This window comes from Solwaraspora sp. WMMA2101, assembly GCF_049179175.1.
Taxonomy (GTDB): domain Bacteria; phylum Actinomycetota; class Actinomycetes; order Mycobacteriales; family Micromonosporaceae; genus Micromonospora_E.
On record NZ_JBMHMA010000006.1, the window covers coordinates 1,245,490 to 1,265,096 of the forward strand.

The 19,607-nt window shown below is 71.7% G+C and carries 21 protein-coding genes; 6 read left to right on the forward strand and 15 right to left on the reverse strand.

What is annotated here, in order from left to right; all coding sequences use genetic code 11:
* Positions 1 to 13: 13 nt before the first annotated feature.
* The 4 genes from dapA to ACN28F_RS06215 are packed head-to-tail and all read right to left on the reverse strand — an operon-like array spanning position 14 to position 3,733.
* Positions 14 to 937 carry a 4-hydroxy-tetrahydrodipicolinate synthase gene (gene dapA, locus ACN28F_RS06200; protein ID WP_289207118.1) on the reverse strand — a complete coding sequence of 308 codons (924 nt, stop codon included), beginning with the start codon at positions 935 to 937 and terminating at the stop codon, positions 14 to 16.
* Positions 938 to 997: 60 nt separating this feature from the next.
* A complete protein-coding gene (gene thyX, locus ACN28F_RS06205) occupies positions 998 to 1,753 on the reverse strand; it encodes an FAD-dependent thymidylate synthase (protein WP_289207119.1) in 756 nt (251 codons plus the stop codon).
* A gap of 46 nt (positions 1,754 to 1,799) precedes the next feature.
* Positions 1,800 to 2,453 carry a DUF2752 domain-containing protein gene (locus ACN28F_RS06210; RefSeq protein WP_289207120.1) on the reverse strand — a complete coding sequence of 218 codons (654 nt, stop codon included), beginning with the start codon at positions 2,451 to 2,453 and terminating at the stop codon, positions 1,800 to 1,802.
* Between the two features lie 29 nt (positions 2,454 to 2,482).
* Positions 2,483 to 3,733: a winged helix-turn-helix domain-containing protein gene (locus ACN28F_RS06215; protein ID WP_421357203.1), complete on the reverse strand. Its 1,251-nt coding sequence runs from the start codon at positions 3,731 to 3,733 to the stop codon at positions 2,483 to 2,485.
* Between the two features lie 250 nt (positions 3,734 to 3,983).
* On the opposite strand from ACN28F_RS06215, the gene ACN28F_RS06220 reads away from it, so the two are divergent.
* Entirely contained in the window at positions 3,984 to 4,262 is a 279-nt protein-coding gene (locus tag ACN28F_RS06220) for a YggT family protein (protein WP_282226295.1), read from the forward strand.
* Between the two features lie 113 nt (positions 4,263 to 4,375).
* A complete protein-coding gene (locus tag ACN28F_RS06225) occupies positions 4,376 to 4,951 on the forward strand; it encodes a GNAT family N-acetyltransferase (RefSeq protein ID WP_289207122.1) in 576 nt (191 codons plus the stop codon).
* A 53-nt stretch (positions 4,952 to 5,004) separates the two neighbouring features.
* On the opposite strand, the gene ACN28F_RS06230 is transcribed toward ACN28F_RS06225, so the two are convergent.
* Positions 5,005 to 6,252, reverse strand: a complete 1,248-nt coding sequence (locus ACN28F_RS06230) for a helix-turn-helix domain-containing protein (protein WP_289207123.1) — start codon at positions 6,250 to 6,252, stop codon at positions 5,005 to 5,007.
* A gap of 305 nt (positions 6,253 to 6,557) precedes the next feature.
* On the opposite strand from ACN28F_RS06230, the gene ACN28F_RS06235 reads away from it, so the two are divergent.
* Genes ACN28F_RS06235 through ACN28F_RS06245 form a run of 3 tightly spaced genes read left to right on the forward strand, consistent with a single transcriptional unit; the run spans position 6,558 to position 8,016 of the window.
* Positions 6,558 to 6,938, forward strand: coding sequence for a hypothetical protein (locus ACN28F_RS06235; protein ID WP_421357204.1), 381 nt, complete (start codon positions 6,558 to 6,560; stop codon positions 6,936 to 6,938).
* Positions 6,935 to 7,651 carry a GOLPH3/VPS74 family protein gene (locus ACN28F_RS06240; protein ID WP_289207125.1) on the forward strand — a complete coding sequence of 239 codons (717 nt, stop codon included), beginning with the start codon at positions 6,935 to 6,937 and terminating at the stop codon, positions 7,649 to 7,651. Before ACN28F_RS06235 ends, ACN28F_RS06240 begins: the two co-directional genes overlap by 4 nt.
* On the forward strand, positions 7,648 to 8,016 hold the full coding sequence (locus ACN28F_RS06245; RefSeq protein ID WP_289207126.1) for a hypothetical protein: 369 nt from the start codon (positions 7,648 to 7,650) through the stop codon (positions 8,014 to 8,016). The genes ACN28F_RS06240 and ACN28F_RS06245 overlap by 4 nt, the downstream gene beginning before the upstream one ends.
* A 65-nt stretch (positions 8,017 to 8,081) precedes the next feature.
* Here ACN28F_RS06245 and ACN28F_RS06250 read toward each other — a convergent pair whose 3' ends face one another.
* Positions 8,082 to 9,326, reverse strand: a complete 1,245-nt coding sequence (locus ACN28F_RS06250; protein ID WP_289207127.1) for a glycosyltransferase 87 family protein — start codon at positions 9,324 to 9,326, stop codon at positions 8,082 to 8,084.
* A 31-nt stretch (positions 9,327 to 9,357) separates the two neighbouring features.
* Here ACN28F_RS06250 and ACN28F_RS06255 point away from each other — a divergent pair, with 31 nt between their 5' ends.
* Positions 9,358 to 9,978 carry a GNAT family N-acetyltransferase gene (locus ACN28F_RS06255; protein ID WP_289207128.1) on the forward strand — a complete coding sequence of 207 codons (621 nt, stop codon included), beginning with the start codon at positions 9,358 to 9,360 and terminating at the stop codon, positions 9,976 to 9,978.
* A gap of 17 nt (positions 9,979 to 9,995) precedes the next feature.
* Here ACN28F_RS06255 and dapB read toward each other — a convergent pair whose 3' ends face one another.
* The 9 genes from dapB to ACN28F_RS06300 all read right to left on the reverse strand — a co-directional run bounded on the left by dapB (position 9,996) and on the right by ACN28F_RS06300 (position 19,494).
* Positions 9,996 to 10,775: a 4-hydroxy-tetrahydrodipicolinate reductase gene (dapB, locus tag ACN28F_RS06260; RefSeq protein ID WP_421361286.1), complete on the reverse strand. Its 780-nt coding sequence runs from the start codon at positions 10,773 to 10,775 to the stop codon at positions 9,996 to 9,998.
* Between the two features lie 53 nt (positions 10,776 to 10,828).
* A complete protein-coding gene (locus ACN28F_RS06265; protein ID WP_421357205.1) occupies positions 10,829 to 12,178 on the reverse strand; it encodes a M16 family metallopeptidase in 1,350 nt (449 codons plus the stop codon).
* A gap of 11 nt (positions 12,179 to 12,189) precedes the next feature.
* The gene (locus tag ACN28F_RS06270) at positions 12,190 to 14,553 is read right to left on the reverse strand and encodes a polyribonucleotide nucleotidyltransferase (protein ID WP_289207130.1); all 2,364 of its coding nucleotides are present in this window, start codon (positions 14,551 to 14,553) and stop codon (positions 12,190 to 12,192) included.
* A gap of 230 nt (positions 14,554 to 14,783) precedes the next feature.
* Positions 14,784 to 15,053, reverse strand: a complete 270-nt coding sequence (rpsO, locus tag ACN28F_RS06275; RefSeq protein ID WP_278117399.1) for a 30S ribosomal protein S15 — start codon at positions 15,051 to 15,053, stop codon at positions 14,784 to 14,786.
* A gap of 170 nt (positions 15,054 to 15,223) precedes the next feature.
* Positions 15,224 to 16,186: a bifunctional riboflavin kinase/FAD synthetase gene (locus ACN28F_RS06280; RefSeq protein WP_421357206.1), complete on the reverse strand. Its 963-nt coding sequence runs from the start codon at positions 16,184 to 16,186 to the stop codon at positions 15,224 to 15,226.
* Between the two features lie 76 nt (positions 16,187 to 16,262).
* Positions 16,263 to 17,105, reverse strand: coding sequence for a tRNA pseudouridine(55) synthase TruB (gene truB, locus ACN28F_RS06285; RefSeq protein WP_421361287.1), 843 nt, complete (start codon positions 17,103 to 17,105; stop codon positions 16,263 to 16,265).
* A gap of 80 nt (positions 17,106 to 17,185) precedes the next feature.
* The gene (locus ACN28F_RS06290; protein WP_289207132.1) at positions 17,186 to 18,526 is read right to left on the reverse strand and encodes an MATE family efflux transporter; all 1,341 of its coding nucleotides are present in this window, start codon (positions 18,524 to 18,526) and stop codon (positions 17,186 to 17,188) included.
* A 345-nt stretch (positions 18,527 to 18,871) separates the two neighbouring features.
* Positions 18,872 to 19,084 carry a DUF6186 family protein gene (locus ACN28F_RS06295; RefSeq protein ID WP_289211044.1) on the reverse strand — a complete coding sequence of 71 codons (213 nt, stop codon included), beginning with the start codon at positions 19,082 to 19,084 and terminating at the stop codon, positions 18,872 to 18,874.
* A gap of 2 nt (positions 19,085 to 19,086) precedes the next feature.
* Positions 19,087 to 19,494 carry a hypothetical protein gene (locus tag ACN28F_RS06300; protein ID WP_289207133.1) on the reverse strand — a complete coding sequence of 136 codons (408 nt, stop codon included), beginning with the start codon at positions 19,492 to 19,494 and terminating at the stop codon, positions 19,087 to 19,089.
* Positions 19,495 to 19,607: the final 113 nt, after the last annotated feature.

The window sequence follows — 19,607 nt, forward strand, 5'->3', positions numbered from 1 at the left end:
ACGTGTGCCTGACTCACGGCAGCTCCAGTCCGGCCGCGGCGCAGTCGGCGCGCAACTGGTCCAGCTCGGTGTCGGTGGCCTCGACCAGCGGCGAACGGACCGTGCCGGCGGGCAGGTCCAGCGTCGCCAACGCCGCCTTGACCAGGATGGTGCCGGGACTGCGGAAGATCCCGGTGAACAGCGGCAGCAGCCGGTGGTGCAGCGCCAGCGCGGCGGCCCGGTCGCCAGCGACGTACGCCTCGATCATCTGCTTGGTCAACGCGCCGGTCAGGTGCGTCGAGGTGCCGACCAGCCCGACGCCGCCGATCGCCAGCATCGGCAGGGTCAGCGGGTCGTCACCGCAGTAGAACGCCAGGTCGGTGCGGCTGGTCACCCAGGAGGTGGCGACCAGATCGCCCTTGGCGTCCTTGACCGCGACGATCCGCTCGTGCTCGGCCAGGCGTACCAGGGTCTCGGTGGCGATCGCGATCCCGGCGCGGTGCGGAATGTCGTACGCCATCACCGGCAGCCCGGTCGCGTCGGCGACCTCGGTGAAATGCCGGACCACCCCGGCCTGCGGCGGCTTGTTGTAGTACGGCGTGACCACCAGCAGCCCGTGCGCGCCGGCCTTCTCGGCGGCGACCGCCAACTCGACGGTGTGCCGGGTGTCGTTGGTGCCGACGCCGGCCACCACCTTGGCCCGGTCCCCGACGGCGTCGACGACGACCCGGAGCAGTTGCTCCTTCTCCGCGTCGGTGGTGGTCGGCGACTCGCCGGTGGTGCCGCTGATCACCAGCGCGTCGTTGGCCTGCTCGTCGACCAGGTAGCTGGCCAGTCGCGCCGCGCCGTCGAAGTCGAGCGAGCCGTCGTCGTTCATCGGGGTGACCATGGCGGTCAGGAGCCGCCCGAACGGGGTCGGCCTCCCCGCCCCGGGACCGGCTAGGTGGTGCTGCGTCATACGGACAACCTATCGGACGGCCGCACCGCGATTTCAGGCCTGGCGGTACGGGCGGACGGCCTACTCCCCCTGCCGGGTGTACGGGCTGGCGGCGACCTCGCTGCCGTCCGGCAACTGGCTGATCTCGAAGTCGGCGAAGACGCTCGGCGCGACCCGTTGCAACTGTCGCAGGCACTCCACCGCCAGCTCGCGGATCTCCACGTCGGCGTGCTCGGTGGCCCGCATCCCGATGAAGTGCCGCCAGGCCCGGTAGTTGCCGGTGACCACGATCCGGGTTTCGGTGGCGTTCGGCAGCACCGCCCGCGCCGCCTGCCGGGCCTGTTTGCGGCGCAGCGTCGGGTTGGGTTCGTCGGCGAACCGCTTCTCCAGACCCTCCAGCAGCTCGGTGTAGGCCCGCACACTCGCCTGCGCGGCGGCGACGAACTGCTGGTGCAGCTGTGGATCCTCGGCGATGACCGCCGGCTCGACCATGGCCGCGTCGCGCTCGGGCACGTACCGCTGGGACAGCTGGGAGTAGGAGAAGTGCCGGTGCCGGATCAGCTCGTGGGTCAACGAACGGGAGATCCCGGTCAGGTAGAACGTGACGCTGCCGTGCTCCAGGACCGACAGGTGGCCGCTGTCCAGGATGTGCCGCAGGTAGCCGGCGTTGGTGGCGGTCGCCGGGTTGGGTTTGCGCCACGACTGGTAGCAGGCCCGGCCGGCGAACTCGGCCAACGCCTGGCCACCGTCGGCGTCGGTGGACCAGTCGACATCGGCGGGCGGCTCGAAGTGGGTCCAGGCGATCAGCGTGACCTGGGGTGACACGATTTCCGGCATTTCTCGGACTCTAGTTGTCGGCCCGCGCCACGAGCAACACGGGCAGTCAGACGTAGAACCAGGTGAACGGCGGCCACGGCAGGTTACGCAGCACCGAGAAGGCCAGCCACGCGCCGAGGAACCAGCCGATCACCTTCGGGGTCATCGCCAGCTGCGGCAGCCGCCACCGACCCATGTGCTGGCCGGCCCAGGCGACGTAGACGTAGAGCAGGAACGGGATCGCGAAGACCAGCAGGACGTGGTGCCGGGCGGCCGCACCCAGGTCGCCGTTGAGCAGGTACCAGACCGCCCGGGTGCCGCCGCAGCCGGGGCAGTCCAGCCCGGTGGTCAGCTTCAGCAGGCAGGTCGGGGCGGCCTCGGCGGTGCTGGTGGCCGGGTCGGTGAGCACCGTGTAGCCGGCGGCGGCTCCGATGCAGCCGAGCACCGCCAGCGGGGCCAGCCAGCGGGGCGACCGCGCCCAGACGTTGTTGACCCAGCGGGTCAGCCGGTCCGGCTGCGGCTGCGGCGGGTAGCCGTAGCCGTCCGGGTACGGCTGGGCGTACCCGTGCGGGTGGGCGTGGGGTGGCGGTGCATGGTGCCCGTGTGGGTCGGCGTACCCGGGCGGGGTCGGGTCGGTCGACGGCGTCGGGCCGGTCGACGGCGGCGTCGGCTGCTCGTCGACGGCGGCTGCGCTCGCGGCCGTGCCGTCCTGACCCGCCATCGCCCCTCCTCCTGCACCACCGGAAGATCTCACGGTACACCGACCGTGCCACGCGCACCGGCGGCAGTCAGCGCCCGGGACAACGGTCCGGCCAGGTCGCCGCCGACCGGTGCGGCGACCTGCGACAGGCCGAGCCAGCCGGCCAGCCGGACCAGCTCGTCGGCCAGGGCCGCCGCGGTCTGCTGCGGGTCGGTGGTGGCACCGGGCACCGGCCAGGCGGCCGGCACCCGCAGCACCCCGGCCGGCCGGTCCGCCTTGAGGTCAACCAGGGCGGTGAGCCGGTCGCCGTCGAGAAACGGCAGTACGTAGTAGCCGTGCACCCGCTGCGCGGCCGGTACGTAGATCTCGATGCGGTACCGCAGCCCGAACAGCCGCTCGGTGCGGGCCCGCTCCCAGACCACCGGGTCGAACGGGCTGAGCAGCGTGGCGGCCCGGATCCAGCGCGGTAGTCGGGTCTGATGGTGCAGGTAGGCGGTCTGCGACCAGCCCTGCACCCGGACCGGGCGCAGGATGCCGTCGGCGACGAGGTCGGCCACGACCGGCCGGACCGCAGCCGCCGACAGCCGGAAGTAGTCCCGCAGCTCCGGCTCGGCGGCCACCCCGAGGCAGCGGGCGGCGATCTCGACCAGCTGCCGGTGCGCCTCGGCCGGGGTCGGCGTCGGCGCGGCGAGGACCCGGGGCGGCAGCACCCGCTGCGGTACGTCGTAGCGCCGCGCGAAGGTGCTGGTCCGCCCGGCGGAGGTGATCTCGCCGGCCCAGAAGAGGTACTCGAGGGCGGTCTTGACCGCCGACCAGTTCCACCCCCAGTTGCCGGTGGGACGGACGGTGTCCTGCTCCAGCTGGGCGGCGGTGACCGGACCTCGGGCGCGTACCTCGTCGAGCACCCGGGCGACCAGCTCGGGCTGCTCGACGGCGATCCGTCGGACCCCGCCCCAGGCGTCGTCGCGGGCGCGGGCCATCCGCCAACGCAGCGCCGGCTGCAGGTCGACCGGGATCAACGACGCCTCATGACCCCAGTACTCGAACAGCTCCCGGGGCGCGTGCCCGGCCGCCCGGTCCAGCAGGTCGGTCGGGTACGGACCGAGCCGGCTGTACAGCGGCAGGTAGTGGGCGCGTTGCAGGACGTTGACCGAGTCGATCTGGATCAGCCCGACCCGGTCGAGCACCCGACGCAGGTGCCGACGGGTCGGCACGCCGGTCGGCACGGGGTCGGCGAAGCCCTGGGCGGCCAGCGCGATCCGGCGGGCCTGGGCGAGTGAGAGACTGTCTGGTGCGGGCATCGTCACGCAAGCTACCGCCCCGGTACGACACGTTGGCCGGGCGCCGGTGTCGTCCGGCCGCCACGTCCGAAGATCAGTTGTCGTAAAACCCGAACGACACCGGCGTGTCGGCCGGATCCGCGTCAACTGATCATGGTGGACAGCGCTCCGGCTGATCGGAGTCCGTTCGCCCTGCGGTGAATCACAGCTACTCCACACCATCGCCAGGCATAGTGGAACGCTCACCGCCTGGCACTGGAGGTCTGCCCCGATGGGTCCCCTGTTCGCTCTGCTGAGCCTGCTGCTGCTGATCTTCCAACTGCTGCTCATCGGCCGCGCGATCCTCGACTGGAGCACGGTGCTGGCCGGGCCGAGCGCCCGCGACTCGCTGCGCTCCCGGGCGACCGTCGCGTTGCACACGCTGACCGAGCCGGTCCTGGCCCCGGTCCGCCGGGTGCTGCCGCCGGTACGGGTCGGCGGGGCCGCCATCGACCTGTCCTTCATCGTGGTCTTCGTCGCCATCGTGATCATCCGGGCGGTGCTGCCGTGACCCGACCGGCACCGGCGACGGCCTGGTCCCTACGGCCGACGGCACCGGCCACCCGGAGGCGACACCCGACAGCGCTGCTGGACGTCCGGGGCGAATCAGGATAGAAAGCCCATATGCCAGAAGTCAGGCAGGAGACCCCGGACGACGCCGAGGCCATCGCAGCCGTCCACGTCCGCGCGTGGCAGGCCGGCTACGCCGGACTGGTCCCCGCCGACGTCCTCGACCGCCTCAACGTCGCCGCCTGGGCCCAACGCCGCCGCGACGTCGGCACCGCCGACCCGGAGCAGCCGTTCCGCACCCTGGTCGCCACCGACGGCGGACAGATCGTCGGGTTCAGCACCTACGGCCCGTACCGGATCGACCAGGACCGGGACAACGTCGACCCGACGTACGGCGAGATCGTCAGCATGTACGTCGACCCGACCCGCTGGGGCACCGGGATCGGCCGCACCCTGCTCGCCGCCTCGATCGCCGGGCTGACCGGCCAGGGCTGGCGGGCCATGCGGCTGTGGGTGCTCGACGGCAACCAGCGTGGCCGGCGCTTCTACGAGTCGGCCGGGCTGCGCCCCGACGGGCACCGCAGCGTCTACCAGGTGCCCCGGTCACCGGGGCAGACCCCGGTCGGGCTCGACGAGCTGCGCTACCTGGCCCGGATCACCGGCGACCGGATCCTCGCCCTGGCCGGCTGACCGGCGATCGGAAAGCCGCCCCCCGATGAAGGATCGCCTGCCATCATCGAATGTTACCCGGCTTCAGCGAAGGCACGGATCTCAGCCCGCAACTGATCGGCCTTCCGGGTGCCGGCGAATCGCTTGTTCCCGAGTATGTCGACCATGCGCCCGATACGTTTGTGAATCCACGAGATGCGGCGCTCCGGCGGAAGATCGAGCACCGGGCGAACGGCGGCCGCAGCCTCATCCAGCTTGCCGACCTTCAGGTAGGCGGTTCCCTGATAAACGCGCGCCAGTGCTTCGTCGTCCAACGATCGATTCTCCTCAGATCCATTCTCCCAAAGCCGAATTGCCTCAGAAGCTTCCCGGACTGCCCGATCTGCATCGGAAGCTTCATCCAGCCAGATCAGGCTACTGCCGGCATAATAGTGCTGCTTGGCTTCACTGAAGCCGAAAATTCCGCGTTCCGATGCCCTCGGGATCAACTTCTCCCGCTCGTGTTGCACCTGGTCGAGGGCTCGGTTGCTGCCGGCTGAGTCCCCAAGGTTCGCCTTGCACTGGGCGTACCCGCACAGCAGGCGCAACCTACTCGCGCTGGCGGTGGAGTGCGCGAGCCCGTCGGTGACGGACGCGAGAGCTCGACTGTAGTCGTCATCGAATCTGGCTATGAGACTCTGGGTTCCCCGCACCCAGGCCCGAAGCTCGCGATCGCCCGAATTCTCGGCGCAGATCATCGCTGCATCCGCATGTGTCATGGCTACCGCCGACTCTCCGAGGTCGAGAGCAGAGTATGCGAGAATGCCTTGAAGGCGGCCAGCTATCTGATACAGGTCGGCCAGTTCATTCGGCCGGTACTGGCGGCTTCGTAGGCGGCGCAGGACGTCACTCCGTAGCTCCACAGCGGAACGCAGCATCGGCGCCGGCGCGGTGCCGAGGTAGGCAATCGAAAGCCGGGTCGTGGCTCGTTCGAGATCGGCCAGATCCATGGACTCTTCCACGGAAGCGATCATCTTCAGCGAGTCTCTGGTTGAGGCGGTCAGCATCCGTCCGGTCGCCAGATCCTTTTTTCGCTCCTCGGCCGTGTCTTTCCACGCTGCCACCAGGGAGCCATCAGCGCCCAATTCCCGGTCCGCAAGCTCAGCGAACTGCCGTTCAGGAAACTTCTCGCCTTGTTCTACCTTCCCAATGTAGCCGCGATTAAATCGTATCCGTTCACCAAGATCGCGAAGTGACCACCCCCGACCGATCCGGCGCGCCCGCAGCGCACGACCGAAGTGGGCCGGGTAACTCTCGTCGGTATCTCCTGGCTGTGGTGCCATCGCGGCCTCCCCGCTGTCGCCCATCGCTGCCTACAGCCTCCAGGCGACAGATTACCCCTGCAAGTTTGGATCGGCATCGTCCAGTGTGGGTCTGACATAGGCGGGCCATCATGTCGTTGATCAATCACCTCGCACACCTGACGCCGTGGCGCTCGCCCGTGCTGCAGCTGAAACCGCTGTACGCAAATCGATCAAGTGGCCTTTGGAGGAGCGTTGTGGGTTTTGTTTGCAGCCGTGGTCGGTCTGCTCGTTGGCGTGGTGGGTGGGTTCGTGTTGTGCCGGTGTCGGCACCGGTGGTGTCCGGTGTGCGGGCAGACGTTGACCTGCCCGGACTGCACCGCCCCGATCGACCGGACCTGGGGCACCACCACGCCACCGCCACCGCAGTCAAGCCCGCGCGGGCGGCGGCACCGCAACCAGGCCGGGGTGCAGCACCGGTGACCGGCCGCGACGACGTGCTGCACGTGCCCGTACGGCCGGTCTGGTCCTGTTCGGGGTGCGGGCCACAGGTCGACTGGCCGTGCGAGTACGCCCGCGCCGAATTGACCGCGAACCTGGACCCGATCTCCCGCAGCATGTACGCGGCCGAGCGGATGGTGGAGGCGATCGCCGACCTACCCGAGGAGGCGACACCGGGGGAGCTGTTCACCCGGTTCCTGGCCTGGACGAGGCGGGCCGCCCGGTGACCGTCTACCGCACCTGCACCCGCGGCTGGTCCACCACCACGCCCGCAGCGGCACCGGCGGCGCTGGCGGAGCCGGCCGTACCGCTGCCGCCGACCGGCTGGCTCGCCGACGAACTGTTCCTGATCGCCCACGACGACGTGACCGGCGCGCTGCGCGCGCCGGACCGGACCGTCGGGCGGGGGCTGGCCGCCGCGATGCTCGCCGACCTGGCCTTCGTCGGCGCGGTCACGGTCGCCGCGACCGGCAACCTCGTCACCGGTACGGCCGCGCCGGGTGCCGTCGACGCGTGGGGGCGGACGGTGCTGCGCTGGATCGACACTGACGCGCCGCACCCGCCGGCCGCCTGGATCGACCGGCTCGCCGGGCACGCCTACCGCAGTGTCGCCGACCGGCTCACGGTCGCCGGGGTGGTCCGGCCGCGCACGGTCCGCCGCTGGTGGCGTCGGGAGACCGCGTACCCGCCGGTGGACACAAACGTCGCGGCCTGGCCGTGGGCGCGGTTGACGATGCGGGTACGCCGCCGCACCCGCCTCAGCGCGCACGACAGCGCGTTGGCCCGACTCTGTCTGGCGACCGGACTCGGCGGCTACGTCCTCGGCGCGGACACGTCGACCGCCCGCCGGCAGCTGCGGCAGCTGCTCACACCCGTACCGCCGGGGGTCGACGAGCTGATGCGGCATCTTGCCGCCGCCGACGGACGGAGCCGGCGGTGACCACGACCGCCGGCCCGACCAGACCGGCCGGCGCGGTGCGAGTGCGGCGGGCCGGGGTATACGACGTGCCGCGCCTGGCCCGGGTGTCGGCAGACGGCCCGGCTGTGGCGGATCACCAGCCATCACTGCGACCGGTTACTCCAGCTCGCGACCTGCTGCGGCACCGCCACCGGATCTGCGACAACGCCGACATCGCCAGCTACCTGGTCGCGACCAGCCCTGCCGCCCGCGACCTCTACCTGCGCCACGGCTACCGGCCCACCATCCGACACCCACTGGCATTGCCGCACAACGGAACGCCGCTGTGGCCGATGTGGCGGCAGCCGCACCCGACCAGCCCAAGCACCGACACCGCCGCACGATGACCCGCGCGCAACATCGAGGTGAGGCTGACGCACGTCATCTTCGCGCGTCTTGACGTGCGTCAGCCTCACCTCGATGTGATCCCTCGACCGGCGGCCGGCTGCGGCCAGGTCGCGGAGCGGTCCAACTGCCGCACCGGCAGCACCAGCAGCAGCCCGATACTGATCCAGACATAGGCGTTGCTGCCCAGGAAGCCCAGCAGATCCGCGGCATCCTGATTACGCCAGATCCAGACGAACCGGCTGATCAGCACCAGGTAGCCGGCCACGGCGAAGCCGAGCAACGCCCGCCGCCGCCGGGACCGCGCCGGTGCCGCCAGCGCGTTGTCCACCAGCAGGATCAGCGCCGGCAGCAGCCACACCAGGTGGTGCACCCAGGTGACCGGGCTGACCAGGCAGCCGACCACACCGGTCAGCGCCAGCCCGGTCGCCTCGTCCCCGGCGACGACCGCGCGGCGGCAGCGCCACGCCCACCAGAGCACCGTCACCAGCACCAACGCCAACCAGGCGACCGTACTCGGGTGCAGCGGGTCGATCCGGGCGACGACCCCCCGCAGCGACTGGTTCGAGACGAAGTCCAACGCACCGACCCGGTCGGTGTTCCACAGCGCCTGCGTCCAGAACTCCCGGGAGGCGTCCGGGGCGAACGCCGCCGCGAACAGGGTCGCCACGGTCGCCGTGGCGGCGGCGGTGAACGCGGCCCGGAAGCGGCGGGTGACCAGCAGGTAGACGATGAAGATGCCGGGCGTGAGTTTGATCGCCGTCGCCAGCCCGACCCCGACGCCGGCGAGCCAGCGCCACCGCTGCGGCACCGGCGACCCGGCCGCCACCAACCAGAGCAGGTCGGCCGCGACCAGGAACAGCAGCACCGTGTTGACCTGGCCGAAGTTGACCGTCTCCCGCATCGGCTCGTACGCGGCCACCAGGCAGACAGCGAGCGCGAAGGCGAACCAGCGGGTCCAGCCCTCGCGGCGGGAGATCGGGTCCACCAGCCACCACAGCAGCAGCGCGCTGGTCACCACGGCGAGCTTCACGCTGACCACGATCGCCAGGTGCCACGGCAGCAGTGCCATCGGCGACATCACGAACGCGGCGAACGGCGGGTACGTGAACCCGTACTGGCTGAACGGCTTCATGTGGTCGTAGAGTTCGCCGCCGTCGCGCAGCCAGTGGTGCATCGCGCCGTAGTAGACCTTCAGGTCGAAGAAGCCGTGCCGCTCGGCGGCGACGGCGAGGAAGCCGGCGACGACGACCACGCAGGCGACGACGATCGCCACCTGCCGGCCGGTACCCCCGGTGGCCCGCTGCGGCATGGCCGTCCCCCTGTCCGTACGCTGACCAGTCATGGCGCTCGGATATGTCCGTCCTGCCCGACCGGGCGACGCTGGTGAGATCGCCCGCCTCCAGTTGGCCACCTGGCGGGTCGCCTACCGTCGGCTACTGCCCCGGCAGGTGCTCGACGAGGTGGACGAGGGCTGGCTGGCGCAGCAGTGGGATGCCGCGATCACCAGCCCGCCGTCGCCGCGACACCGGGTGCTGGTCGCCGTCGAGCAGGCCGAGCAATCGTATCTGGTGGGCTTCACCGCCTCCGGCCCGGTCGACGAGCAGGCCCTGGCCCCGCAGGAGCCGGCCGAGGCGCTCGGCGACGGGGTCGCCGCCGTCACTGACCTGCTCGTCGAGCCGCGCTGGGGGCGACGCGGGCACGGCAGCCGGCTGCTCGCCGCCGCCGTCGACCTGTGGCGCGGCGACGGCTTCGACACCGCTGTCGCGTGGGCGTACGAGCGGGATCCGGCGACCCGCGCGTTCCTCGGCTCGGCCGGCTGGGAGCCGGACGGGGCGACCCGGGCACTGGACGTGGCCGACATGCTGGTGCCGCAGTTGCGGCTGCACGTGGCGATCCCACCGGAAGCACCGGAACAGGCCGACACACCCGACCAGGCCGACCCGCCGCCCGCTGGCGAGTGAGCTGACGGTCGGCGGGCTCAGTCGAGCAGGCTGTCCAGGCCGACGGTCAGCCCGGGGCGACGCGTCACTTCCCGTACCGCCAGCAGCACGCCCGGCATGAACGACGCCCGGTCGTACGAGTCGTGCCGGATGGTCAGGGTCTCCCCCGCCGTGCCGAACAGCACCTCCTGGTGGGCGACCAGTCCGGCGGCCCGTACCGAATGCACCCGGATCCCGTCGATCGACGCGCCCCGGGCACCCGGCACCTCGGCGGTGGTCGCGTCCGGCATCGGCCCCGAGCCGGCGGCCGCCCGCGCCGCCGCGATCACCCGGGCGGTGTGCCCGGCGGTGCCACTCGGCGCGTCGACCTTCGCCGGGTGGTGCTGCTCGATGATCTCGACCGACTCGAAGTACCGGGCAGCTTTGGCGGCGAACTGCATCATCAGCACCGCGCCGATGCCGAAGTTGGGGGCGATCACCACGCCGACCTCGGGGGCCCGGGTCAGCCAGGACCGGACCTCGTCAAGTCGGGCGTCGGTGAACCCGCTGGTCCCGACGACCACGTGGATGCCCCGGTCGATGCACCAGCGCAGGTTGTCGAGCACCGCGTCGGGGTTGGTGAAGTCGACGACCACCTCGGCGGCGGCCGCGTCGGCGATCGGATCGCCCTGGTCGATCGTGGCGACGAGGTCGAGTCCGTCGGCGGTGTCGACCGCCCGGCAGACCTCCAGACCCATCCGGCCCCGGGCGCCGAGCACACCGACCCGGACCGGTGCCCCGACCGCCCGGCCTGCGCCGGCGGCAGCCGCCGGCACCATGGTCACATTCGCACCATCTTCGCTCACCGGCACAACCTATCCCACCCGGCGCGTCACGGTCCGGACAGCGTCGCCGACTCCACCGGGCCGATGACCGCCAGCGACATCGGCCGGGTGAGCAGGTCCGCCGCGACCTCGGCGACCTGCTCGACGGTCACCGCCGCGACCCGCTGGAGCAGGTGGTCCACCGGCAACTGCTCGCCGTAGAGCAGTTCGCCCTTTGCCAGCCGCCCCATCCGGGAACCGGTGTCCTCCAGCCCCAGCACGTAGCCGCCCCGGCTCATGCCCTTACCCCGGGCGAGTTCGTCCGGGGTGATTCCGTGCGCGGCCATCGCCGCCAGCTCGGCGCGGACCAGGGCCAGCACCTCGTCGAGGCGGGTCGGCGCGCAGCCGGCGTAGACGGCGAACGTGCCGGCGTCGGCGTACTGGCTGGCGTAGGAGTAGACCGAGTAGGCCAGCCCGCGCCGCTCCCGGACCTCCTGGAACAGCCGACTCGACATGCCACCGCCGAGGACGTTGTTCAGTACGCCGAGGGCGAACCGCCGATCGTCGGTGCGGTGGATCCCGGAACCGCCGAGCACCAGGTGGGCCTGCTCGGTCTCCTTGTGCCGCAGGACCACCCGGGGCGGCCGGGTCCGTACCGCCGGGGTCGCCGCCCGGGGCGGATCCGGCTGGCCGGGCCGTTCGGCGTCGAGCGGGCTGCCCCGCAGCGCGGCCCGGACCTGGCGGACCACCGTACGGTGGTCGAGGTTCCCGGCGGCGGCGATGACCATCGCCCCCGGGGTGTAGCGGCGACGGTAGAAGTCGTTGATCTGCCGGCGGGTCAGCGCAGAGATGGTCGCCTCGGTGCCGGAGATCAGCCGGCCGAGCGGGTGCGGCCCGAAGACCGCCTCGGCGTGCAGGTCGTGGACCTCGTCGTCGGGTTCGTCGTCGTGCATCGCGATCTCTTCGAGGATCACGCCGCGTTCGGTCTCCACGTCGGCCGGATCGATCACCGAGTTGGCGACCAGGTCACAGACGACGTCGATGGCCAGTGGCAGGTCCTCGTCGAGCACCCGGGCGTAGTAGCAGGTGTACTCCTTGGCGGTGAAGGCGTTGGTCTCGCCGCCGACCGCCTCGATCGCCGAGGAGATCTCCCAGGCGGTACGCCGGTGGGTGCCCTTGAACAGCAGGTGTTCCAGGAAGTGCGAGGCACCGGATCGGGCGGGCGTCTCGTCGCGGGATCCGACGCCGACCCACACTCCGAAGGAGACGCTGCGCATCGCCGGGATCGCCTCGGTGACCACCCGCAGCCCGTTGGGCAGCACGGTACGGCGTACCGTGCCGCCCAACGGGTCGGTGGTGAGTGTCCGGGTCACCGGCCGGGACCTGCCCCGGCCGGTGACCGGTGCGGTCCGAGCCATGCCGGCCGGCGTCAGCTGTGCCGGTTGCGGCGGCGACGCGGCTCCCCGCCGTCACCGTCGCCCCGGCTCGGGCCACGGTCGCCCCGCTCGCGGTCACCCCGGTCGCGTGGCCCACGGTCGCCCCGGTCCCGACCGCCGGGCCGGTCGCCGCCGTCAGCGGCCTCGGCACCACCTTCGGCGGCCGGTGCCTCGGCACCCTCCGGGCGGACCTTGTCCAGGTAGATCTTGCCTCGGGCGTCGATGTCGGCGATGGACACCTCGACCTTGTCGCCGACGTTGAGGTGGTCCTCCACCCGCTCGACCCGCTTGCCGTCGCCCACCTTGGAGATGTGCAGCAGGCCGTCACGGCCGGGCAGCAGCGAGATGAAGGCGCCGAACGCGGCGGTCTTGACGACCGTACCGAGGAACTTGTCGCCGACCTTCGGCAGCGTCGGGTTGGCGATCGCGTTGATCCGCTCGACGGCGGCTTCGGCCGACGGCCCGTTGGTGGCGCCGACGTAGATGGTGCCGTCGTCCTCGATGGAGATGTCCGCGCCGGTCTCGTCCTGGATCGCGTTGATGGTCTGGCCCTTCGGGCCGATCACCATGCCGATCTTGTCGACCGGGATTTTCACCGTGGTGACCCGGGGCGCGTGCTCGCTCATCGCGGCCGGGCCCTCGATCGCCTGGCGCATCACCTCGAGGATGGCCAGTCGGGCCTCGCGGGCCTGCTGCAGCGCACCGGCCAGCACGTCCGACGGGATGCCGTCGAGCTTGGTGTCGAGCTGCAGCGCGGTGACGAACTCGGGCGTGCCGGCGACCTTGAAGTCCATGTCACCGAAGGCGTCCTCGGCTCCGAGGATGTCGGTCAGCGTGACGTAGCGGGTCTGCCCGTCGACCTCGTCGGAGATGAGCCCCATCGCGATGCCGGCCACCGGGGCCTTCAGCGGCACACCGGCCGACAGCAGCGCCAGCGTCGAGGCGCAGACCGAGCCCATGCTGGTCGAGCCGTTGGAGCCCAGCGCCTCGGAGACCTGGCGGATCGCGTACGGGAACTCCTCCCGGGTCGGCAGCACCGGCACCAGGGCCCGCTCGGCGAGCGCGCCGTGGCCGATCTCGCGCCGCTTCGGCGAACCGACCCGGCCGGTCTCCCCGGTGGAGTACGGCGGGAAGTTGTAGTTGTGCATGTAGCGCTTGGACTTCTCCGGGGAGAGGGTGTCCAGCGTCTGCTCCAGCCGGAGCATGTTGAGCGTGCTGACGCCGAGGATCTGGGTCTCGCCACGCTCGAACAGCGCCGAGCCGTGCACCCGGGGCAGCACCCCGACCTCGGCGGTCAGCGGCCGGATGTCGCGCGGGCCGCGGCCGTCGATGCGGACCTGCTCGCGGAGCACCCGGGCGCGCACCTCGGACTTGGTCAGCGACCGGAAGGCCGCGCCGAGCTCCTTCTCGCGTCCCTCGAACCGCTCGGCGAGCTCGCCGGCGACCTTCTCCTTGATCCGGTCGAGGGCGTCCTCGCGCTCGGCCTTGGAGGCGATCTTCAGCGCCTCGGCGACCTCGTCGCGGCCGGCGGTCACGACCGCCTCGTAGACGTCGTCGGCGTAGTCCAGGAAGACCGGGAACTCGGCGATCGGCTTCGCCGCGACCTCGGCCAGCTCACTCTGCGCCCGGCACAGCTCCCGGATGGTCGGCTTGGCCGCCTCCAGCCCGCTGGCGACGACCTCCTCGGTCGGCGCGCTGGCGCCACCGGCGATCAGACCGACCGCCTGCGGCGTGGCCTCCGCCTCGACCATCATGATCGCGACGTCGCCGTCGGGCAGGGCCCGGCCGGCGACGACCATGTCGAAGGTGGCGCGGGCCAGCTCGTCGAGGGTCGGGAAGGACACCCACTGACCGTCCACGTGGGCGATCCGGGTCGCGCCGATCGGCCCGGAGAACGGCAGGCCGGAGAGCTTGGTGGACATCGACGCCGCGTTGATCGCGACGACGTCGTACGGGTGGGCCGGGTCGAGGGCGAGCACGGTCTCGACGACCTGGACCTCGTTGCGCAGGCCCTTGGCGAAGGTCGGCCGCAGCGGCCGGTCGATCAGCCGGCAGGTGAGGATCGCCTCCTCGCTGGGCCGGCCCTCGCGGCGGAAGAACGAGCCGGGGATCCGGCCCGCGGCGTACATCCGCTCCTCGACGTCGACGGTGAGCGGGAAGAAGTCGAGATGCTCACGCGGCTGCTTGCTCGCCGTGGTGGCGGAGAGCACCACGGTGTCGCCCAGCTGGGCGATCACCGAACCGGCGGCCTGACGGGCCAACCGGCCGGTGGAGAAGGTGACCTCGCGGGTGCCGAAGGACCCGTTGTCGATCACTGCGGTACTGCGTTGGGTGCCGAGAGTGTTCTGCTCGGTCATGGTGATGTCGCGCTCCTTTACGCGTCGTGGGCCACGACCTCGGGGAGCTGCTCAACCGGCCGGTCTTCGATCGAAGCGCCCGGGGGAGCCGGCGGTGCCGGCTGGCCCGGGGGCCACTACCGAGGACCGGTACGTTGACCGGCTCCCGTCGACGGGTGGGTCGTGGTGGCCCGGTGTCGGGTGGTGGTGCGGCGCGGCGGCACCGTCACCGGTGCCGCCGCGCCGTCACGTCACCGCCGCAGGCCGAGTCGCTCGATCAGCGACCGGTAGCGGTTGATGTCCTTCTTCTGCATGTAGTTGAGCAGCCGGCGACGCCGACCGACCAGCAGCAACAGACCACGACGGCTGTGGTGGTCGTGCTTGTGCACCTTGAGATGCCCGGTGAGGTCGGCGATCCGCTTGGTCAGCACCGCGACCTGGACCTCCGGCGAACCGGTGTCCGCCTCGGCGGTGGCGTACTCTTCGCGGATCTTGCGCTTGGCTTCCTGATCGAGCGCCATGGTCTCCCTGATCTGTGTGGGGGTGTCCCTCGCCTCGCACCCGCGGCGTCGTGCAGGCACGCGAGACGACACGTCGGTGTTCCGACGCCGGGTTCAGGCTACCAGCAGGTCGCCGCGCGGGATCGCAAGGCCACGGTGGGTCGCCCCGGCCGGGTCGTCAGGCGTCGCGTTCAGGCGCCGAGAACCGCCCGCACCTGGACGACGTCGGCGTTCATCTGGGCGACCAGCGGGCCGACGCCGTCGTAGCGACGGGTCTCCCGCAGCCGGGCCACGAAGTCGATCGCCACCTGCTCGCCGTAGATGTCGCCGTCGAAGTCGAGGATGAAGGCCTCGACCCGTCGGTCGCGGCCGGCGAAGGTGGGGTTGGTGCCGATCGAGGCCGCCGCCGGCAGCCCTGGGCCTCCCCCGCTGAGCCCGTCGGGGCGTACCGGGCCGTCGGAGCGGACCAGGCGGGCCGCGTAGATGCCGTCGGCCGGCACCGCCACGTGTTGCGGGGTGAGCAGGTTCGCGGTGGGGAAACCGATCTCACGGCCCCGCCGGTCACCGCGCACCACCACGCCTTCGAGCCGGTGCGGGCGTCCCAGCGCGGCGGCCGCCGCGGTCACGTCACCCGCGTCGATACAGGCCCGGATGTACGTCGACGAGAAGATCGTCCCGTTGTCACTGACCAGACCCGCGCCCTCGACCGCGAACCCGAAGGTCCGGCCGAGCTGCTCCAGCAGCGCCACGTCACCGGTCGCCCGGTGACCGAACCGGAAGTTCTCCCCCACCACGACCACCGCCGCGTGCAACTGCTCGACCAGCAGGTTGTGGACGAACTGCTCGGCGGTCAGCCGGGAGAACTCCATGGTGAACGGCAGGACGCAGAGCACGTCGACGCCGAGCGCCTCGATCAACTCGGCCTTGCGCGCCGGGCCGGTCAGCACCGCCGGGTGGCTGCCCGGCCGGACGACCTCGGCCGGATGCGGGTCGAAGGTGACCACCACGGACTGGATGCCGAGGTCACGGGCGCGTTTGACGGTGTGCCCGATGATCGCCTGATGTCCCTGGTGGATGCCGTCGAACACGCCGATGGTGACCACCGACCGCCCCAAGCCACCACTGGCCGCCGTCACGCCCCGCCACCGCTGCATTGTGCCTCCCGCCTGTGGTGCCACGTGTCTGTCGTAAGGGCTGCGCCGACCGGGGCCACCGGCCGCACCGATGCTGTCACGCCGGAGCCAGCACGATCTCCGCGCGGGCCCGACCGCCCCGTTCGGAGACCACCGCCAGCAGCTCACCGGCCGGGTCGAAGACCGCGTACGGACCCGGCTGACCGACCGGCGGGATCGGGCCGCCGTGCCCGAGCACCCGCGCCTCGTCGGCGCCCACCTCCCGCCGGGGCAGGATCCGGTCGGCGGCGGCGGCCAACGGCAGCCGCACCACGTCCGGGGCCTGCTGCTCCAGTTCGGCCAGGGTCGCCGCCTCGGCGAGGGCGAAGCCGCCGACGGCGGTGCGGCGCAGCGCGGTGAGATGTCCACCGACCCCCAGCGCCGTACCGAGGTCACGGGCGATCGCCCGAATGTAGGTGCCGGACGAGCAGTCCACCGCCACGTCGACGTCGACGTGGCGGTCGTCGTCGGGCCGTACGGCCAACGGGTCCAGCCGGGAGACGGTCACCCGACGGGCGGCCAGCGCCACGTCCTCGCCAGCGCGGACCCGCTTGTACGCCCGCTGCCCGTCGACCTTGATGGCGCTGACCGCGCTCGGCACCTGGTCGATCTCGCCGGTCAGCGCGGCAAGGCCGGCCCGGATCCGCTCCGGGGTGACGTCGGTCACCGCTGTGCGGGCGGTGACCTCGCCCTCGGCGTCGTCGGTCGTCGTCGACACGCCCAGTCGGATCGTGGCGGTGTAACTCTTCCCCGCGCCGATCACATAGGTCAGCAGCCGGGTGGCCCGGTTCACCGCCACGATCAGCACTCCGGTCGCCATCGGGTCCAGGGTGCCGCCGTGGCCGACCCGTCGGGTCCCGGCCAGCCGCCGGATCCGGGCGACGACGTCGTGCGAGGTCATCCCGGCCGGCTTGTCGACCACGATCAGTCCGTGCGTACTCACGACTGCCAAGCCTGCCAGATCCCACCGCGCCACGGCGATCAGGTCCGGTCCACCGGCACGCCGAGCACTGCCCAGCGCGGTGACCGCAGCCGGGCGACCAACCCGACCAGCCGCACGAGCATGAACAGACCGAGCCCGGCCCAGATGCCGGCCAGGCCCAGCTGCAACGCGTAGCTGGCCCAGATCGCCGGTAGGAAGCCGCCGAGGGCCGCTCCGATCGTCAGGTTCCGCAGATAGCGCAGGTCACCGGCGCCGATGAACACCCCGTCGAGAGCGAAGACCACACCGGCGACCGGTTGCAGCGCCACGAACCACGGCCAGACCAGCATGGCCTGGTCGTGCACGGCCGGATCCGGGCTGAACCAGCCGGGGACCACCGGGGCGCCGAGGGTGAACACCGCCGCGAACACGACTCCGGCGCCGGCACCGAGCCAGACCAGGCGGCGGGCGAGCAGCCGGGCACCCACCGCGTCACCGGCACCGAGCGCGGCGCCGATCAGCGACTGCCCGGCGATCGCGAGGGCGTCCATCGCCAGCGCGGTGAAGAACCAGAGCTGGATGGCGATCTGGTGGGCGGCGACCGGGGCGGTGCCGTACCGGGCCGCCACGGCGGTCGCGGACAGGAAGCTCGCCTGGAACGCCGCGCCCCGGATCAGCAGGTCGCGGCCGACGGCCAGGTGCGTCAGCAGGTGCTGCGGCCGGGGGCGCAGCGGTACGCCGGTCCGGATCAGGGCACGCACGAACAGCGCGCCACCGAGGGTCTGCGCGACCACGTTCGCGACCGCTGAGCCGACCAGGCCGAGGCCGGCCGGGTAGACCAGCAGCGGGCAGAGTACGGCGGAGATCCCGTTGGCCACCAGGACGTACCGCAGGGGGCGGCGGGTGTCCTGGACCCCGCGCATCCACCCGTTGCCGGCGGCGGCCAGCAGCAGACCGGGCGCGCCCCAGGCCGCGATCCGCAGCCACTGGGCGGCGGCGTCGGCGACCGGGCTGCCCGGGCCGGCGAGTCCGGCGGTGACCGGGCCGGCGGCGAACTGCGCGGCGACGGCGAGTGCCACCCCGACGGCGAACGCCAGCCAGGATGCCTGGACACCTTCGGCCTGGGCCGCCGAGGCGTCACCGGCACCGAACCGGCGGGCGGCCCGGCCGGTGGTGCCGTAGGCCGCGACGGTACCGAGCCAGGCGGCGACGGACATGACGGTGCCACCGACGGCGACTGCGGCGAGCGCGGTGGCACCGAGGCGGCCGACCACGGCCGTGTCGACCAGGACGTACAGCGGCTCAGCGGCGAGCACCACCAGGGCGGGCAGCGCGAGGTGCGCGATCCGCCGGTGGGACACCTGGCGCGGGGCGGTCCCCGGCCCACGGGCACTGGTCATCGACGCAGAGCATCGCAGCCGATCAGTAAGGACCGCTGTTGCCTACGTCACTTACGACGCGAGCAGCCTGCTACTGGCGGGTGTCCATCGACATCTGCAGTGCCCGGCGGGCCTGCTCCCGGGCGTCGTCGGTGGTCTCGGGCTTGGGCTTGCTGGGCATGGCGACACGACCTTCTCGCATAGTGGACACGGGACGCCAACAGCGACAGAGCCGGGATCTCCGGGTCGCGACCAGGCGAGCAGAACGCGGGCAGGTGTGGCCAGCGCCACACCCAAGCTATCGTTCAGGTCCACATCCTGCCCACCGTTCCCATGATGTGGAAGAATTGCATCGCCGTCCGTCGATCACCTGGCGAAGAAGTGCCACCCGACCCACCACCAGAAGCCGAGCACCCCGAGGCGCCCGACCGGTACCTTGCCCACCTCGTACTGCATGACGTAGGCACAGACGTCACCGAACGACGGGATGCGCGAGCCCGGCCGGCGGGCGAGCACCTCCACCGCCACGAACAGGGCGACGGCCAGCACGAAACCGCCGACCACGACGATGCGGGCCATGCTCATCGACGCACCAACGCCCAGAACGCGGCGAGCCAGGCGAAGTATCCCGCGCTGCGGGCGAGCGGGGCCTCCAGCACCGGGTCGGCCAGCTTCGAGAAGGTCGGAAAGTCCTCGGTCGAGCCGAGCGCGAAGGTCGCCGACTCGAAGACGGTGAAGACCGCGACCGGCAGCACCCACCAGACGGCGCCGTCGCCGAGACGGCGCGGTGACGGCCGCCGGGGCACCCTGCTGGACAGGCCGATCCAGATCAACGCGCCGCCGGTACCGATGGTGTAGAGATTGGCCGCCGTCGAAAATGACGGCAGTTGCCCGCCGACCAGCGACAGCACGGCGATGACCGGCATCGAGACCACCGGCCGGTCCCACGTCCGCGGCACGTCCGCGGCAAGCTCAGACGGCTGTTCCATCATCCGATTGTCCCCGCCAGCTCACGGCGAGTGAAGCAGGTCGGGCCGCCGCGCCCGCCGACCGTCCGGGCACCGATCGAGGCGACGTCGCGCGCGACCCCGCGACCGGTACG

Bases quoted from the DNA above. Each gene is read 5' to 3' on its own strand.
- rpsO (WP_278117399.1), bottom strand. From the start codon at position 15,053: ATGGCGCTCGATCAGGAAGCCAAGCGCAAGATCCGCGAAGAGTACGCC.
- ACN28F_RS06290 (WP_289207132.1), bottom strand. From the start codon at position 18,526: ATGACCAGTGCCCGTGGGCCGGGGACCGCCCCGCGCCAGGTGTCCCAC.
- dapA (WP_289207118.1), bottom strand. From the start codon at position 937: ATGACGCAGCACCACCTAGCCGGTCCCGGGGCGGGGAGGCCGACCCCG.
- ACN28F_RS06280 (WP_421357206.1), bottom strand. From the start codon at position 16,186: ATGCAGCGGTGGCGGGGCGTGACGGCGGCCAGTGGTGGCTTGGGGCGG.
- ACN28F_RS06295 (WP_289211044.1), bottom strand. From the start codon at position 19,084: ATGGCCCGCATCGTCGTGGTCGGCGGTTTCGTGCTGGCCGTCGCCCTG.
- ACN28F_RS06300 (WP_289207133.1), bottom strand. From the start codon at position 19,494: ATGGAACAGCCGTCTGAGCTTGCCGCGGACGTGCCGCGGACGTGGGAC.
- ACN28F_RS06255 (WP_289207128.1), top strand. From the start codon at position 9,358: ATGGCGCTCGGATATGTCCGTCCTGCCCGACCGGGCGACGCTGGTGAG.
- ACN28F_RS06230 (WP_289207123.1), bottom strand. From the start codon at position 6,252: ATGGCACCACAGCCAGGAGATACCGACGAGAGTTACCCGGCCCACTTC.
- ACN28F_RS06270 (WP_289207130.1), bottom strand. From the start codon at position 14,553: ATGACCGAGCAGAACACTCTCGGCACCCAACGCAGTACCGCAGTGATC.
- ACN28F_RS06225 (WP_289207122.1), top strand. From the start codon at position 4,376: ATGCCAGAAGTCAGGCAGGAGACCCCGGACGACGCCGAGGCCATCGCA.
- ACN28F_RS06220 (WP_282226295.1), top strand. From the start codon at position 3,984: ATGGGTCCCCTGTTCGCTCTGCTGAGCCTGCTGCTGCTGATCTTCCAA.
- ACN28F_RS06215 (WP_421357203.1), bottom strand. From the start codon at position 3,733: ATGCCCGCACCAGACAGTCTCTCACTCGCCCAGGCCCGCCGGATCGCG.
- ACN28F_RS06265 (WP_421357205.1), bottom strand. From the start codon at position 12,178: ATGGCTCGGACCGCACCGGTCACCGGCCGGGGCAGGTCCCGGCCGGTG.
- ACN28F_RS06210 (WP_289207120.1), bottom strand. From the start codon at position 2,453: ATGGCGGGTCAGGACGGCACGGCCGCGAGCGCAGCCGCCGTCGACGAG.
- thyX (WP_289207119.1), bottom strand. From the start codon at position 1,753: ATGCCGGAAATCGTGTCACCCCAGGTCACGCTGATCGCCTGGACCCAC.
- ACN28F_RS06250 (WP_289207127.1), bottom strand. From the start codon at position 9,326: ATGCCGCAGCGGGCCACCGGGGGTACCGGCCGGCAGGTGGCGATCGTC.
- truB (WP_421361287.1), bottom strand. From the start codon at position 17,105: ATGACCTCGCACGACGTCGTCGCCCGGATCCGGCGGCTGGCCGGGACC.
- dapB (WP_421361286.1), bottom strand. From the start codon at position 10,775: ATGGTGCCGGCGGCTGCCGCCGGCGCAGGCCGGGCGGTCGGGGCACCG.